This window comes from Mycoplasmopsis columbina, from assembly GCF_900660685.1.
Taxonomy (GTDB): domain Bacteria; phylum Bacillota_I; class Bacilli_A; order Mycoplasmatales; family Metamycoplasmataceae; genus Mycoplasmopsis; species Mycoplasmopsis columbina.
This window is the reverse complement of the sequence record NZ_LR215041.1, coordinates 1-15,704: the sequence shown is the minus strand read 5'-3', so window position 1 is coordinate 15,704 and position 15,704 is coordinate 1. Positions and strand designations below refer to the sequence as shown.

The 15,704-nt window shown below is 26.7% G+C and carries 18 protein-coding genes; 13 read left to right on the top strand and 5 right to left on the bottom strand.

The genetic code is table 4. The features are described from left to right. Positions 1 to 59: 59 nt before the first annotated feature. Positions 60 to 1,427: an FAD-dependent oxidoreductase gene (locus EXC37_RS00090; protein WP_006608406.1), complete on the bottom strand. Its 1,368-nt coding sequence runs from the start codon at positions 1,425 to 1,427 to the stop codon at positions 60 to 62. Positions 1,428 to 1,550: 123 nt separating this feature from the next. Between EXC37_RS00090 and EXC37_RS00085 the strand changes: the two genes are divergently transcribed. The 6 genes from EXC37_RS00085 to nusG all read left to right on the top strand — a co-directional run bounded on the left by EXC37_RS00085 (position 1,551) and on the right by nusG (position 5,193). Continuing rightward, positions 1,551 to 2,783, top strand: coding sequence for a class I tRNA ligase family protein (locus EXC37_RS00085; RefSeq protein WP_029892040.1), 1,233 nt, complete (start codon positions 1,551 to 1,553; stop codon positions 2,781 to 2,783). 44 nt (positions 2,784 to 2,827) lie between these two features. Next, positions 2,828 to 3,526: a 23S rRNA (guanosine(2251)-2'-O)-methyltransferase RlmB gene (gene rlmB / locus EXC37_RS00080; protein WP_006608404.1), complete on the top strand. Its 699-nt coding sequence runs from the start codon at positions 2,828 to 2,830 to the stop codon at positions 3,524 to 3,526. A gap of 5 nt (positions 3,527 to 3,531) precedes the next feature. Next, positions 3,532 to 4,125, top strand: a complete 594-nt coding sequence (locus EXC37_RS00075) for a hypothetical protein (RefSeq protein ID WP_029892041.1) — start codon at positions 3,532 to 3,534, stop codon at positions 4,123 to 4,125. A gap of 69 nt (positions 4,126 to 4,194) precedes the next feature. Beyond that, a complete protein-coding gene (gene rpmG, locus EXC37_RS00070; RefSeq protein WP_006608402.1) occupies positions 4,195 to 4,344 on the top strand; it encodes a 50S ribosomal protein L33 in 150 nt (49 codons plus the stop codon). After that, entirely contained in the window at positions 4,344 to 4,571 is a 228-nt protein-coding gene (gene secE / locus EXC37_RS00065; protein ID WP_006608401.1) for a preprotein translocase subunit SecE, read from the top strand. The genes rpmG and secE overlap by 1 nt, the downstream gene beginning before the upstream one ends. Positions 4,572 to 4,590: 19 nt before the next feature. Further along, positions 4,591 to 5,193 carry a transcription termination/antitermination protein NusG gene (gene nusG / locus EXC37_RS00060; protein WP_006608400.1) on the top strand — a complete coding sequence of 201 codons (603 nt, stop codon included), beginning with the start codon at positions 4,591 to 4,593 and terminating at the stop codon, positions 5,191 to 5,193. A 21-nt stretch (positions 5,194 to 5,214) separates the two neighbouring features. Here nusG and serS read toward each other — a convergent pair whose 3' ends face one another. Then, positions 5,215 to 6,486, bottom strand: coding sequence for a serine--tRNA ligase (gene serS / locus EXC37_RS00055; RefSeq protein WP_029892042.1), 1,272 nt, complete (start codon positions 6,484 to 6,486; stop codon positions 5,215 to 5,217). A 201-nt stretch (positions 6,487 to 6,687) separates the two neighbouring features. Here serS and rpmH point away from each other — a divergent pair, with 201 nt between their 5' ends. The 7 genes from rpmH (at position 6,688) to EXC37_RS00020 (ending at position 12,745) form a co-directional block, all read left to right on the top strand. Continuing rightward, positions 6,688 to 6,837: a 50S ribosomal protein L34 gene (rpmH, locus tag EXC37_RS00050; RefSeq protein ID WP_006608398.1), complete on the top strand. Its 150-nt coding sequence runs from the start codon at positions 6,688 to 6,690 to the stop codon at positions 6,835 to 6,837. Between the two features lie 20 nt (positions 6,838 to 6,857). Further along, positions 6,858 to 7,190 (top strand): ribonuclease P protein component, encoded by a 333-nt coding sequence (rnpA, locus tag EXC37_RS00045; protein ID WP_006608397.1) that lies wholly within the window; start codon positions 6,858 to 6,860, stop codon positions 7,188 to 7,190. Next, the gene (yidC, locus tag EXC37_RS00040) at positions 7,174 to 9,177 is read left to right on the top strand and encodes a membrane protein insertase YidC (protein ID WP_051660719.1); all 2,004 of its coding nucleotides are present in this window, start codon (positions 7,174 to 7,176) and stop codon (positions 9,175 to 9,177) included. Before rnpA ends, yidC begins: the two co-directional genes overlap by 17 nt. A gap of 65 nt (positions 9,178 to 9,242) precedes the next feature. Continuing rightward, on the top strand, positions 9,243 to 10,223 hold the full coding sequence (gene lplA / locus EXC37_RS00035) for a lipoate--protein ligase (protein WP_006608395.1): 981 nt from the start codon (positions 9,243 to 9,245) through the stop codon (positions 10,221 to 10,223). 1 nt (position 10,224) lies between these two features. Next, positions 10,225 to 11,052, top strand: coding sequence for an alpha/beta fold hydrolase (locus tag EXC37_RS00030; protein WP_029892044.1), 828 nt, complete (start codon positions 10,225 to 10,227; stop codon positions 11,050 to 11,052). Further along, positions 11,052 to 11,783 (top strand): PQ-loop domain-containing transporter, encoded by a 732-nt coding sequence (locus EXC37_RS00025; RefSeq protein WP_029892045.1) that lies wholly within the window; start codon positions 11,052 to 11,054, stop codon positions 11,781 to 11,783. Before EXC37_RS00030 ends, EXC37_RS00025 begins: the two co-directional genes overlap by 1 nt. Next, on the top strand, positions 11,765 to 12,745 hold the full coding sequence (locus tag EXC37_RS00020) for an aspartate--ammonia ligase (RefSeq protein WP_029892046.1): 981 nt from the start codon (positions 11,765 to 11,767) through the stop codon (positions 12,743 to 12,745). The genes EXC37_RS00025 and EXC37_RS00020 overlap by 19 nt, the downstream gene beginning before the upstream one ends. Positions 12,746 to 12,795: 50 nt before the next feature. Here the strand turns inward: EXC37_RS00020 and EXC37_RS00015 are convergent, their stop codons facing one another. From EXC37_RS00015 to dnaA, 3 genes are all read right to left on the bottom strand, one after another. Next, entirely contained in the window at positions 12,796 to 13,029 is a 234-nt protein-coding gene (locus EXC37_RS00015) for an RNA-binding S4 domain-containing protein (RefSeq protein WP_006608390.1), read from the bottom strand. Between the two features lies 1 nt (position 13,030). Then, the gene (locus tag EXC37_RS00010) at positions 13,031 to 14,134 is read right to left on the bottom strand and encodes a DNA polymerase III subunit beta (protein WP_029892047.1); all 1,104 of its coding nucleotides are present in this window, start codon (positions 14,132 to 14,134) and stop codon (positions 13,031 to 13,033) included. Positions 14,135 to 14,273: 139 nt separating this feature from the next. Next, positions 14,274 to 15,704: chromosomal replication initiator protein DnaA (gene dnaA, locus EXC37_RS00005; RefSeq protein ID WP_029892048.1), on the bottom strand; the 1,431-nt coding region annotated here is incomplete at its 5' end.

Genomic DNA, 15,704 nt, shown 5'->3' with positions numbered 1-15,704 from the left:
TAACACAAGAAAATAAAAAATAATTGCTTATTGCTAGCAACTATTTTTCTTTTGTAATTTTATTTTTTGTAGTTTAATCCTAAAGCTTTAAGAATTGGCATTAAGAAGAAGTTAAATGGTTTATTAAAGTGTGGTAAGAAGAACACGTCTGTTAAAGCAATTTCTGGTAAAGTTAATTGTTTTTGAAGAGCTAAACCAAACATGTACATAACTTCTGTGTGGTTTGTTGAACCTCATGAACCCACTTGAGCACCTAACAATCTTAATGTTTTTGTATCATAAACAATTTTAAATCCTACTTTTTCATAGTCAGGAACGAATTCACATTTGTCATTATCTTCAAAGTAAATTGCGGCAGCATTTTCAAATCCTTTTGCTTTTGCCATTACTTCAGTAAAGCCTGTTGAAGCGTATTTGCAGCCAAACACATTAATTGAGTTTGTTCCAACTACACCTGGGAAAGGAACTTTTAATCCAGCTAAATTCAATGCCGCAACAATACCAGTTTTAACAGCATTTGTTGCTAATGCAACGTGACCAAAGTCATTTGTTACACAGTGTTTCAATGATGCTGAATCACCTAATACATAAATGTTTTCGTCGCTAATTGATTGTTGATATTCATTAACTTTAATTGCACCGTTAGGTAATTTGTCAACTCCTGGTAAAGCATCTGTGTTTGGTTTAAATCCAACACTTAAAATTACTAAATCAGCTTTGTAAGACCCTTTATCAGTTACAACTTCTGATACATGTTCTCCGTCTTCTGATTTAAATTCAACACATTTTTGACCAAGTGCTAAAGTGATTCCATCTTTAACCATGTTGGCTTCCATTTTGTCTGTAAATTCTTTGTCTAAGTAATTTGCAACAACTCTGTCACTTAAATCAATTAAGGTAACTTTTTTACCTTTCATGTGGAATGCTTCTACTAATTCAATACCAATGTATCCTGCACCAACAACAACAACATTTTGAATTTTGTCATCATTAGCTTTTTCAACTAAGTATTCTGCATGTTGGAATAATTTTGATAAGACAATGTTTTTTAAATCTGCTCCTTTGATTGGTGGAAGAATTGGTCATGTACCACCAGCAAAAACAAGTTTGTCGTATGTATCAGTAAACACTTCTCCTGTTTTTAAATTTTTAATTGTTAATTCTTTTTTATCTTTGTCAATGTTTAAAACATCATGTTCAATGTGTAAATTAACACCATATTCATTCTTTAAAATTTCAGGTGATGAGTAAAATAAACCTGATGAATCTTTACATGTTCCTGCTACTCAAATAGCAATACCACATCCTAAAAATGATGTGTTTGTATTTCTGTCGTATGCTGTAACTTCAGCATTAGGATTCACGGTTTTAAGAGTTCTTAAAAAAGATGTTCCCGCGTGGTTTGCACCAACTACTACAATTTTCATAAAATAAATCTCCTTGATATAAAATTTCTATATACTTAATTTTACTATTTTCTATTTATTTATAGTAAATTTATGGAAAGAAAAGATTGATAACATTTTAAAGGAGTAATAGTGAGCAAAGAAATTACTAAAATTTATGTTTGCGGTCCAACTGTTTACAATTATGTACATATTGGTAATCTAAGACCTATTCTAACTTACGATTTCATTCTAAAGGGTTACAGAGCAAATAATAAACCATTCCAATTTATTCATAATATAACTGATATCGACGACAAAATTATTAATAAAGCTGCAGAGTTAAACAAAAGTGAAAAAGAAATTAGTGAATTTTATACATCTTACTATCTTGACTTACTTAAAAATTTAAATGTGGATACAATCACACATATTGAAAAAGTTACAGACAATCTAGATGTTATTGACTCATATATAAATAAAATAATCAAGAATAAATCAGCTTATAAAGATGAGAATGGTAATGTTTGATTTAGCATTAAGAATAATGAAAAATACTACGGTGAAGTTTCAAATCAAAATCTAGATAAAATGGAATTTGAAGAAAATTCTGATGGCAAACAATTTATTGGCGATTTTGCACTTTGAAAAAACACTACTCACGGAATTAAATTTAATTCTTCTTTTGGTTTCGGTAGACCCGGATGACACACAGAATGTTGTGCCCTAATTGACAAGCATTTCGGTAAAGATGGAGTTGACTTACATGGTGGTGGAATGGACTTAACTTTTCCACATCACGAAAACGAAAACATTCAACAACGAGCTATTTACAATGAACCTCTCGCTAAAGAATGATTAAGAACTGGCCAAATTAATTTAAATGGTGACAAAATGTCTAAATCATTAGGCAATATTATCTTGGCAGATGATTTTATAAACAAATATGGTAAAGATATATTGAAATTAATAATTTTAAGTGCCAAAATCACTGCTCCAATAAACATCACTGAAGAACTAATTCAAAACATGCAAAATATAAAAAATAAATTAGTTAAATTTATTTTTAAATTTTTCACTTTAAAAGATTGAAAAGAGTCAAATAAAGAACTTTTAAGTGAATCAAAAGAAATAATGAATGCTCTAGCAGAAAAAGATTTTGCCAAATATAACTTACTTTTAAATGAAGCCTTAAAGACTTTTAATAAAACTCCTACTTTTGAAAATGGAAAAATAGTTTTTGATGTTTTAAAAATTATCCACCCAGAATTAACAGATAAAAACCAATATCTTGAAGAATTAGATATTTTTAACCAATGAAGCTTGTTAATAGCTAAAAAAGATTATCAAGCAGCTGATATTTTAAGAGATAAATTAATTAAAAAAGGTGTTTATTAACAATTTAATTTAAAAACTTATTTATGATGAAAAAGGATTGAAAGATGGAAAAATTATTTATGTGTGGAAGAAATAGCGTTCTTGATGCTATCAAAAATAAATTGCCTATTCAAAAAATAGTAATTTTAGAAAACTCTTCTTTTTTACACAACATTAAAAAACAAACTCAAGCAACAATCGAAATTAAAGATAAAACCTTTTTCGAAAAATATGATCGAGATAATCACCAAGGTGTAATTGCTTTTTTAAAAGATTTTCCAATCTATGAATTTAAAGAAATTGAAAAAGAAAAACCTAAAAATATTTTAGTCCTTGATCACTTACAAGATCCTCATAATTTTGGAGCAATTTTAAGAACCGCAAATGCTTTTGGAATTAAATTCATTATTATTCCAAAAGAGAGATCTGTTGGTATAACTTCAACGGTTTTAAAAGTGTCCTCTGGTGGCTTTATCAATACCAAAATTATTAAGGTTAATAATATCTCTGCCACTTTAAACAAGCTTAAAAAATTAAACTATTGAATTTATGTTTCTGCTCTTGATTCAAATGCAAAACGTTTTGATCAAGTTACATACAATAAACCATCTGTTTTGGTTTTAGGCAATGAAGGAGACGGTGTTTCTCTTCCAGTTATTCGTGAAGCTGATGAAGTTGTTTACATTGAACAAAAAGGAACTGTTCAATCTTTAAATGTTTCAGTTGCTGCTGGTTTGCTAATTTATCAATTAACAAAGGAATAAAAAATTTGTTGCTTAAAAAAATAAAAGAATTTGAAAATATTTTAAAAAACAAAGATAATGAAAAATTAATATGCTTTCTAAAAAAAATTGAAGAAAAGTATTTAGTAAAAATTATTTTATTTAAATATGAAAATTTAATTAATATGAACATAACTAATTATTTTTACGATCATAATTTTTTGCACTTTTCTAAAGAAGATGTTTTTAACTCTTTTATAGGCAAATTAAGTCAAATACTGAAAAATTATAAGCCTTCTTTAGAAGTAGCAAAATTTGATACTTATTTAGCTAAAACTGTTAAACTTTTTACCTTGAATTACATTAATTTTTGAAACTCTAAAAAGAGAAAAATAACTAATGTTTATTTAGAAACAGATAATTTAATTGTGTTAAAAGACCCCGATGCAGAAAACTCTATTACTAATGAACTAGACAAAATTGATACAAATAGTTTTTGAAAATCTCTTTCTTTGAAAGATAAAGAATTTTGCAAACAAATGATTTTAGGTAAAAATAAAAGTATTTTTATGACTTCTCAAAAAATTAATAAATATAAACAAAAAATTTATAATAAATTTGTTTCATATTTTAATTATTAAATATAATAAGTATATTAAAATCAAAACCTCCCGCACGGGGGTTTTTTAAATGGAAAAGGTTATAATTATATGGAAAAAAGAAAAGTGGCTTTAAGTTGTTCTCAATGTTTTGCACTTAATTACATTACTCCTAAAAGTTTGTCAAGTGCACAAAGAATTGAAATTAAAAAATTTTGCCCTAAATGTAGAACTCACACTTTGCATAAAGAGGAAAAATAATGTTTAAAAAATCTAAAGATTCAAAAGTTAAAATTGAAAAAGTGAAAAAACCGAAAAAATATTTTTTTAGACGTTTTTTTAAAGAAATAAAAAGAGTCAGATGACCTTCATCTAAAACTAATTGATCTTCTTTTTTTCAAGTTGTTATCTTTTCATCAATTTTTATAGGAATCGTTATTATTTTTGCAACTATTTTTGCATTAATTTGAAAAAGCGCAGGTATTTAATTAAATAAAAGGAATAAATATGAAAGAAAAATTTTTATGATACATGGTAAGTACCGTTACTGGTAAAGAAGATCAAGTTGTTGAATCACTTAAAAACAGAATTGTGAGTGAAGGTGTTGAACAAAGTTTCAATCAAAATGCCACATCGGATGGACCATTTAAAATATTCAAAAAACCAACTATTTCTGCTAAAGAACAAGAAAAAAAATTAAATGGTGAACCTTACAAAGTTAAATACATTAACATGTATAGTGGTTATATTTTTATTAATATGGATATGACTGATGAAGCATGATTCGTGGTTCGTAACACACAATATGTTACAGGATTAATTGGTTCTTCTGGTAAAGGAGCAAAACCAACTCCTATTTCAGAAAAACAAATAAAAAATAGTTTAAAACAAGAAGAAAAATACGCTAAAAGTTTTGAAGATGGAGAAATTCTTGATCCTTTCCTTATTGGTGAAATCGTTGAAATTATTGATGGACCTTTTAAAGGCGAAACAGGTAGAATTTTAGAATTAGATGGGCCAAGAAAACAAGCAAGTGTTGAATTAGAATTTTTTGGTAAAAAAACTCCAACTCAATTTGATTTTAAATCTCTAAAAAGTCAAGAAAAATAAAGAGCCTTAACTCTTTATTTTTTATTTAATAATTGTTTGACCATTCATGTAAGGAATTAATTTTGTCGGAACAGTAATAGTTCCATCTTCATTTTGATAATTTTCTAAAATCGCAGCAACTAATCTATCAATTGCTAAACCAGATGCATTCATTGTGTGTGCATATTTAGTTTCGCCATTTTCATCTCTGTATCTTATCATTGCTCTACGAGCTTGAAAATCACCCATGTAAGATGCAGAACTTATTTCTCTAAATTTAATTTCTGATGGCAATCAAACTTCTAAATCTATTGTTTTTCTAGCAGAAAAACCTAAATCACCACGGCACAATAATAATTCTCTATAAGGTAATTCTAATTCTTCTAATACTAATTTTGCTTGCTCTAACATTTGTTCAAATTCGCCCAATGCATCTTTTTCATTGGTGATTTTGACTAATTCCACCTTTTTAAATTGGTGCAATCTAATAATTCCTTTAGTATCTTTCCCACCACTTCCTGCTTCAGATCTAAAACATTCTGTATACGCTGTAAATCTTTGTGGAATAGATAAATCGACTATTTCATTATTAAATATATTAGTTACTGGTACTTCAGCTGTTGGTATTAAATATAGATCTTCTTTATCTAAATAAAATAAATCTTCTTTGAATTTTGGTAATTGTCCTGTTCCAAACATAATATTTGGTTTTACTAAAACAGGCATTTCTAATTCTTGGTAGTTATTTTTAGCATGCAAATCTAATAAGAAATTTTTAATAGCTCTTACTAATTTAGCCCCATTGTTTTTATAAATTACAAATCTTGAACCTGATAATTTAACTGCTCTTTCAATGTCGAATAGACCTAATTCACTAGCTATTTGATAGTGTGGCTTGATATTTTTGGCAACTAGTCCTCTTCCTAATTTATCTCTCACATTTAAAACTTTATTTTGATTTTCATCCAAACCTAAAGGTACCTCATCTAAAGGTAAATTAGGAATTCTTATTAATAAGTCATTTACTTCTTCATCAAATTTTTTAGCTTCTTCTTCAAGTGCTAAATGTTCTTTTTTAACTTCTGCAATTTTTGTTTTTAATTTTTCTAACTCATTAGGATTGTTTTTTAATTGAGCAAATTGTTTGCTATATGCTGATAATTCGGCTTTTTTTTGTTGTGCATCAAACATTAATTTGCCACGTAATTTTGCAATTTCAAAAAGTCTATTTAATTGTGACAATTCTACTTTTCTAGTATTAAATAAGTCTCTAACGTAATTTTCATTATCCAATAAATATTTTAAATTTAACATTTCAAACACCTCTTTACTTTATTTTTTATTTCAACATTTTTAGAGCTTTTTTGAATAAATATTGATAATTATAATTAAAATATTAGTAATAAGTATCAATTTATAAATATTAATATATAATAGAAAAGCATTTTAACCCTTATAAAATATTAAAATGTAATTTTAATTATATTACTAATTAATACACTTCAAGGAGGAATTATGAGCTTAAGAACATATCAACCTAATAAAAGACAACATGCTAAAACACATGGTTTTAGAGCAAGAATGTCAACAGCTAATGGTAGAAAAGTGCTAGCTGCCAGAAGAGCTAAAGGTAGAAAAAGATTAACTGTTTCAGATAAAAGATAATTTTATCTTTTGGTTTTAAAATGAAGAAAATTTATCGTTTACAGAAAAGTTGAGAATTTGATTCCGTAATCAAATCAAAACAACAAATATTAAACAAGTATCTTATTGTTTATTATAAAGAACACGATAATTTCAAAATTGGAATTACAGTACCTAAAAAATTCTGTAATGCTGTTTATCGCAATTACTACAAAAGACAACTCAAGTCAATTGTTCATTCTTTAAACATTTATGATTGAAAATATCATTTTGTCTTAATTTTGCGAAAAGAATTTTTAAATCAAAGTTACGAAGTTAAATTAGAAACCACAAGAAAGTTATTTAATAAACTTAAAAATGAAAACAAACAATAGATCAAAAGCTTTTGAATATTTTGATCCAAATGGTCAAAATAGTAAAAAGAAATCAACTTGAAAAAAAGTTTGACTTTGAATTAGAATTGTTCTTTATACCCTTATTTTCGGTTTAACACTTACTGGTTGTGTGCAATCAATAGTTGTTAAAACTTCTAGCTATTCAGGTGGAGGAACAGAATTCTATCTAAACAAGAATGACATCGCTCCTTCAGTTGCCTCATTTGAAAAAGGTAAAACTGCAAAAAACGATGAAAATCTTGAATCAGGTCAATTTTATTCATTAACTCATCTAAGAGAAAAAAACTACCTTTTATCTAACAAAGATAATCCAACTACACTTAAAGCAATTCAAGAACAAACCAATTTAAATGGTGGAGAATATGGAAAATATGGATCATATTCATCTTCAATTCAATACATTACTAAAGATGGAAAATATGCTTCAAATGAACCTATTTTATTTGGAAATGGCAGATACTTATTTAAGGCTGCATCATCAACTTCATATGATTCAATTTTCACAGACTTCAACACAATTACAATCTTAGATCCCGCATTCAAATTTGAAAACTTCTTTACTAAAAATGAAGATGGTACATATACTTTAAAAGCTAATAACGATGAAGCTTTTAAAATTAAAGCTACATATTATGATCCATCAACAAATAAATTTTTAGATAATAAAAATCAAGAAAATGTTTATGACATTAAAGAAGCTTCACTTGTGAATGTTTCTAATGAAATTAACTCAGAACATGAAAATTTAAGATTTAATCGTGATGTTTTAGAATTTCTTTATAGATACACATTTACTGAAGAAAGTGAAAACACTTACTACATAAATGCTATTCAAAATTTAAGCCTAGATGGTACAACAGTAAATGAAAAATATAATTCATTGCTTAATAAAATTGTTGTTGAAAAACAACTTGAAAGAGCTTTAACAGCTAAAGAATTTCACGCCTTAGTTAAATATAACGAAACAATTGTTCAGTATTTAAAAGATACTAATCTTTATAGTATTCAAGATCAAGATAAAATTATTGCCAAAGCTAAAGATGGTTCCGATGCTAAAGATGCTAAAGGAAATACTATCTACACAGCGTATGCTAAAAATGGTTTAGTTTTAGGTAACTACAACAATGATGTGACCAAGTTAGCATATCAAAATACAGAACCTCAAAAAGCTATTTATAGTTGAAAAGGTGCTTGAGAATTAGGACCATTCTTCTCACTTATTGCCTATCCTATGGCTATTGTTACGTCTGGAATTAGAAACCCACTTCCTGGTGCATTTGGTTGATCAACCATTTTAGCAATTGTTGTTGCCGTTATCGTTACTCGTTTAATTGGTTTAGCATTTACCTGAAAAGCTACAATGAGTCAAGCTCGTCAAGAAGAACTTAGACAGAAAAAAGCAAAAATTGATGCTAAATATGCTGAATTTAAGGGTAATAAGCAAATGAGAGCTAGACAACAACAAGAAATTCAACAACTATACAAAAAACATAACATTAATCCAATTGATATGTTGGTAAGTACTTTAATAGCTCTTCCAATCTTTATTGCCATGTGAAGGGTTATTCAAAGTGTTCCAACCCTTAAATCAACTCATTGATTGGGTATGGACTTCTCTGCTACTTCATGAAGAAGACTTATTTACGATGGCGAATGACAATATTTAGGACTTTTAATTGTGGCTATTTCAACACAAATACTTTCACAAATAATTCCTAGATTACTCAACCGTAAGAAATTTAAACAAAGAATGACAGCCGAAGAAATTAAAGCAGTTAAAAAATCAAATCGTACCCAAAATTACATGTTAATTTTCTTCGTTTTCATTACTGTTGTTTTTGCCGCAGGTGTTCAAGTTTATTGAATTTTTACAAGTATTTGAACAATTATTCAAACTCTTGCAATTCATTATTTCAAAAAATCTGATTACTATCGTCGTAAATATGCTACAAAAATTGAAATTTAGAAATAAAATCGGTCACTCCGATTTTATTTTTTTATATACTTTTATATGCATAAAAAAGGAGAAATATGAAAATTTTTAGAATAAAAAGTCAAAGTCCATATGAAACTTTGTCTCTTGAAAATTTAATTATGAATGATCCTGACATGACAGGTGACATTCTTTTAATTTACCAACACTCTAATGCAATTATTGTTGGTAATAATCAAAATACTAGAGAAGAAATTAATCGACAGTATGTTCAAGAAAATAAAATTGAACTAGCTAGAAGATTATCTGGCGGCGGAGCTGTTTATCATGATTCTGGTAACGTTAATTTCTCATTTATTACTGATTACGATCAAAAAGGTGGATACGAAAGATTTCTTACTCCTATTATCAGTTTTCTTCGTTCATTAGGCTTAAATGCTGAATTTAAAGGTAGAAACGATCTTTTAGTTAATGATGCAAAAGTTAGTGGAAATGCTCAATATTTAAGTAAAAATAGAATAGTTAGTCATGGTACTTTACTTTTTAAAGTGGATTTAACCAAACTTTCAAATGCTCTTAATCCTTCAAAAATCAAATATGAATCAAAAGGTATTCAATCAATTAGAAAAAGAGTGACCAATATTTGAGATGAACTAGAAAATAAAATTGATGTTGAAGAATTTATTTCTCGTTTAATTAACTATTTTATTGAACATAATAATGCTATTTATGAAGAAATTCCATATGCTAAATACCAAAAAGATTTAGAAATTCTTAAAGCAAAATTTTCTTCAGAAGACTGAATTTACAATAAAGCAGCTAATTTTACTTTCACTAACGGAAACAAATATCCTGGAGGAATTATTAATATTAAAGGTAATATTAAAGAAGGTATTATTAAAGAATTAGTTTTTGAAGGTGATTTTTTAAGTAAAAGTAATGTTAAAGAAATAGAACATTTTTTTATAAATGTTCCTTTAAATGAAAAATCAATCATGGAAGTTTTAGATTCAATCAACTTTGAAAATTATTTTGGAACATTGGAAAAAACAGAAATTATAGAATTGTTGTTAGGTTAATATGATTAAAGAAAAAATCAATCTTTTAAAAGACGAAATCACATATTACAAAGATGATAATTTTGATTCATCATCTCTACCAATTGTTCTATTTATTCATGGGTTTGGTGATACAGGAACACGTGCTTTACCCTTATTTAAGAAAGAAAATCGTAATTACAAATTAATTTCAATCGATTTACCAGGATGTGGAGAATCATCAAATAATGAACTTATTTCTCTTGAATATTACAGAGATATTCTTGTTGAATTTGTCAAAAAAGTTTTAAACAATGAAGATTTTTACATTTGTGCTCACTCAATGGGGTCACATTTAACACATCTTTTATCTGAAATTGTTTCAAACATTAAACATGCACTTTTAACAGCTCCTGCTATTTACTATAACAATCCTGAAATTATTCCATTTTTAGAAAACAAATTAAGCTTTTTTATACCTTTAAATGGCGAAAAATTGTATGAAAATTCACTTTCTTTATTAGCTCCACACGAAGAAAAAAGCATGCAATTTCCACATGTTAAAAACAGAATTTTAAATACTTCTACCGAATATTTACAAAAAAATTATGATAAATTCTATAATCTTGTAAAAACGCAATTAATTAATTTTGATTATTTACAAAAAAACATTAAACCTTTATGAAAAAAATTCAAGAACAAAACAGTTTTATATGCTGAATTTGACAAAATTCTTCCTCCCTCTTTAATTGAAGAAGTAATTAATGAAAATCATGTTAAAGGTTTAATGGCTAAAAATGCAGGTCATGCTATTTTATTTAGTGTTCCAGAACAAATTAATAATTTAATTCAAGAAATGGTTCAAAATTAATGAATTTTATTCTATTTAAATTATTTGAAATTGATGGATCACACACTTTTACAGCCATAATGGCTCTAATTTTTGCTTTGGCAACAACCATTGTTACTTCATCACTTTCAGTTCCTTCACTTATAAACATTATAAAAAATAAAAAGGTCAGCTCTGACACTAAATACTATTCACTTTGAATATTTTATGCTGCATTAGCTGGATGAACTTTATTTGGAGGCTTTCAGGGATTAATTGCTCCTCTTATTTCTAATATAATTGCTGTTTTTTCTAATTCTGTTTATTTATATTTTGTTCATAAATATTCAAATTTAAAGAAGAAAAATAGAATGGCATTAGGTGTTTTAATAACAACTTTATTGTTTGATACTTTCATTACATCTTTAGCACTTTCTGCAGCAATTTTGAAATGACAAATTCCTAATGCGCTAAGACTCATTTTTGCACAAATTGTTCCAATGCTAAGTACTTTTGCATTCTTACCGCAAATTTTAAAAGACTTTGAAACAAAAAATTTCAAAGCAATGTCACTAGGTATGGTTTGAGTATTTGTAATTAACAATATTTTATGAATATGCTATTTCATTTTTATAGGATTAAACAAAAATGAAATGGAAATTCTTATTTCTCCATTAGTGTGACAAACACTTTCACTATTTATTTATAGTTCTCAATTAAGTATGATGCTTATTTATAGAAAAAAAGGAAAAAAATGTATAAATCAAAACTAGATATTAAACAAACTCAAAAAGCAATTCAGGAAATTAAATTTTCATTTATTAAAAACTTAAGCAAAACCTTAAACTTAACAAGAGTGTCAGCACCTTTATTTGTTAAGAATAAAACTAAAATTAACGATGGTTTGTCAGGAGAAACTCCTGTTCAATTCAATCCTAAACAAATCAACGAAACTTTAGAAATAGTTCACTCATTGGCTAAATGAAAAAGAGAAGCATTAAATAAATACCATTTTTCTGTTAATGAAGGTATTTGAGCTGATATGAATGCTATTAGACAACAAGAAACATTAGACTACTTGCATTCGTTTTATGTCGATCAATGAGATTGAGAATTAATTATCTCAAGAGAAAATAGAACAATAGATTTCTTACAAGAAACTGTTAAAAAAATCTATAAAACCATTAGATTTGTAGAACATCAATTAATTTTTGACTTTCCGCAATTATCAAAAAAACTTCCAGAAGAAATAACTTTTATTAGTTCTTTAGATCTTTACAATAAATATCCAAATCTTTCTCCTGAAGAAAGAGAAAGCGTTTTCGCCAGAGAAGTTAAAGCTTTCTTTGTTTATCAAGTAGGATATCCATTACCAGATGGTAAAAAACAATCAGATCGTGCTTTTGATTACGATGACTGAAATTTAAATGGTGATTTAATCGTTTACGATTATGTAAATGATAAAGCTTTAGAAATTTCTTCAATGGGTATAAGAGTGGATGAAACTTCTTTACTTAAACAAGCTGAATACAGTCAAAAAAATAAAAATGATATGGGATCATATCATGAAGGAATATTAAACAATTCATTGCCTTTAACAATTGGAGGAGGAATTGGACAAAGCAGACTTTCAATGTTTTTACTAGAAAAAAAACATATTGGGGAAGTTCAAGTTGGTATTTGAACAGATGAAATTATTGAAGAATGTAAAAAAGAAAATGTTCACTTACTTTAAAATTAATTACCTTTATAGGTAATTTTTATTTTTATTAAAAAAGAAGAGTTTTAATTTATCTCTTCTTTTTCTTTTTTAATAACTTTATATAAATATCCTTCAATTCAAACTGAATCACCAGCAAAAATTTTAGATCCTCTACCTATAGGCTTTTTATTATTAATTTTTATATTATTTGTCTCTATAAAAAATTTAGCTTGGCCACCGGTATCAATAATTTGTGCTTTTTTAAGAAACTGACCTAAAGTAATAAAATCATCATTTATTTCTACTTGTCTTTGCATATTACCTTCTTATAGGAGAAAGAATTTGTTTACATTCTTCATTAGATTTTGAAAGAATTAATATCTTATTCGGTTTATCATCAGTCAGTAAAATAACTTCACCAGAATAAACATTTAAAGCATCCTTAATAAAATTATAATCCACGTCAAAAGAAAGAGTTTTTGAGCCTTCAAATTCAATTTCAGAGGTTTTAACTAAAGATGTTCCAATTTCTTGAATATAAGTTGAAACTCTTAATTCATTTTTAGAAAAATTAAGTTCAACCTTTTTGTTTCCCTGTCCAGAAATAACAAAAGCTTTATTTAATAAATCCACAAAAATATCTTTATCTATTTTTATACTATTCTTAATTTCTTCAGTGTTAAATAAATGATCTAATCTAGGATAAGTAATATCTGTAATTCTTGCAATAATTTTTGTATTTTTGTACTCTACTCCAAATTTTGTGTTATTAAAGAGGAGCACAACTTTTTTTGGAGCATCGTTAGGAATTAATTCCTTAACACTAGATGCAAGAACGGAAATGTCAAAAGGAGAATTAAAAAGTGAATTAACTTTTAAACTATATCTTGCTAATCTATATTTATCTGTTGCAGTAATATTAATTAAATTATCTTCGAAATAAAAATTGATACATTTAAAGGTGTGTTCTTCGGTTGAAACCGCAAAACTAACAGATTTAATAGCTTTTTTAAAACTGTTAGTGTCGATTTCAATTTTTTTAGGTTCGTATGTTTCTTCAATTCCAGGGAAGATATTTATATTATTAGGTGATAACGTATATTTTGTTTCTCCTGAACTAATTTCAATTTCACCAATTTCATCAGATACAGTAATTTCTTTGTTAGATTTTTTAATAATATTCTTGAATAATGAAGCTTGAATTAAAAATTGACCTTCTTCAAAAACTTTAATTTTTTCATTATCAACATCAATTTTTTTAACTATGCTTATATATCCATTAGTTGCTGACAATTCAATACTTTCATTAGTTACATTAAAAAGAATACATCTTAATCCATATGAAGTATTTATTGGATCAGTATATCTTGAAACTATTTCAACAGTTTCATCAAAGATTTTTTTATCAATCAAAAATTTCATTTTAATCTCCTTAATAGATTATTAATAATATGTTTTGTGAATTTGTGGATAACTTATAAAAAGTTAATTTTTCTTTATTTTTTTATATATTTTGATTAGTTTTTTAACTTTTTTAATGCATTAATAAATGTGGTTTACTTTAGCTAATTCTGTAGATATCATCTTTTATTAATGAAATAGTATTTTTCATACTATGATCTGGTTCATCGCATTCTTTTTCAATTTTTCTAATAGCATTAACCACTGTTGAGTGATCTCTATTGCCGAAAAGTGAAGCAATTTTTTCAAGTGAAAATTTTAATTGTTCTCTAATAACAAACATTGCAATATGTCTTGCAAGAACAATATCTCTTTTTCTGCTTTTACCCAGAATATCTTTCTTAGATATTTTGTAATGTTTGGCAACATAGTCAATGATTGTTTCAGCAGTAACATTTTCTTTATTTTTTTGCATTGTGTCAAGAATGTTATTAACAGTTACTAATGAATATCTAGAGTTTAAATTTTTATCAATTTCATTTTTATGAAATCTAATTCTTGTTAAGGCCCCCAAAAGGTTTCTAATATTATTTGCATAATTTCTTGTGATATAAACAATAGCTTCTTTGTCTCATTTTTTGGAATCCATTTGATATTTATCAATTAAGAAATTAACTATTTTAAATAAATCATCTTGAGAAGGTCTCTTAATTTCAATTTGTAATCCGGCACTAAGTCTTGAAATTAAACGTTCGTCAAAAGCTTGATTTAACAAATATAGAGGTTTATCTGAAGAAAAAATAGTTACTTTGTTGACTGAAATACGCTGATCCAAGATTGAGAAAATAACTTGCAGTGTACCTTTTTTGTTTCCAACACCCAAACTTTGAAAATCATCGAACATTACAATGTCAGCTTCTTCAAATTGTTCTTTCATTTCTTTAATTTTTTGTTGATTATTTTCTTGTAAAAGCACTGAAATGTGTCTAGTAAAGGTGTTTGGATTAATGTAAATAACAGATCTTCCTTGTTTTTTCATTTTGTGAGCAATTGCTTGAATTAAGTGCGTTTTACCAAGGCCTGATTTTGCAAAAATGAATAAAGGATTATATTGATTTCCATCATTAATAATATGTTCTGCAACTCTTAATGCTTCTTCATTAAAATCGGCACGAACATAATTTTCAAATGTATATTCTTTATTTAAAGAATCATTATAAATTTCTTTAGATTCATTTTCAGTTTCTACTTTTTTTGTGACACTCTTTGTTTTAACATCTTCTTTTTTAGTTTTTTCTACTGTTTTTTTCGCCAAAAAAGTAATTTGACATGAAGAACAACCAAAAGCAAATTTCAATGCCTCTTCAATACTTTCTTCATATGGTTTAACTCAAATTGACATCATTTTTTCACTTAAATTTGTATTGATGTAGAAATGATTTTCCATTTTGACATCAATAATTTCAAAATTTACTCAAGTTTTGTAAATACTGATATCTTCTACTGCATTTTTAAGATATTCTAATGTCTTTTTAGTGTATTTTTTTAAGGAAGCAGAATCATATTTCTTTAATACATCGCTAGTTGTCAT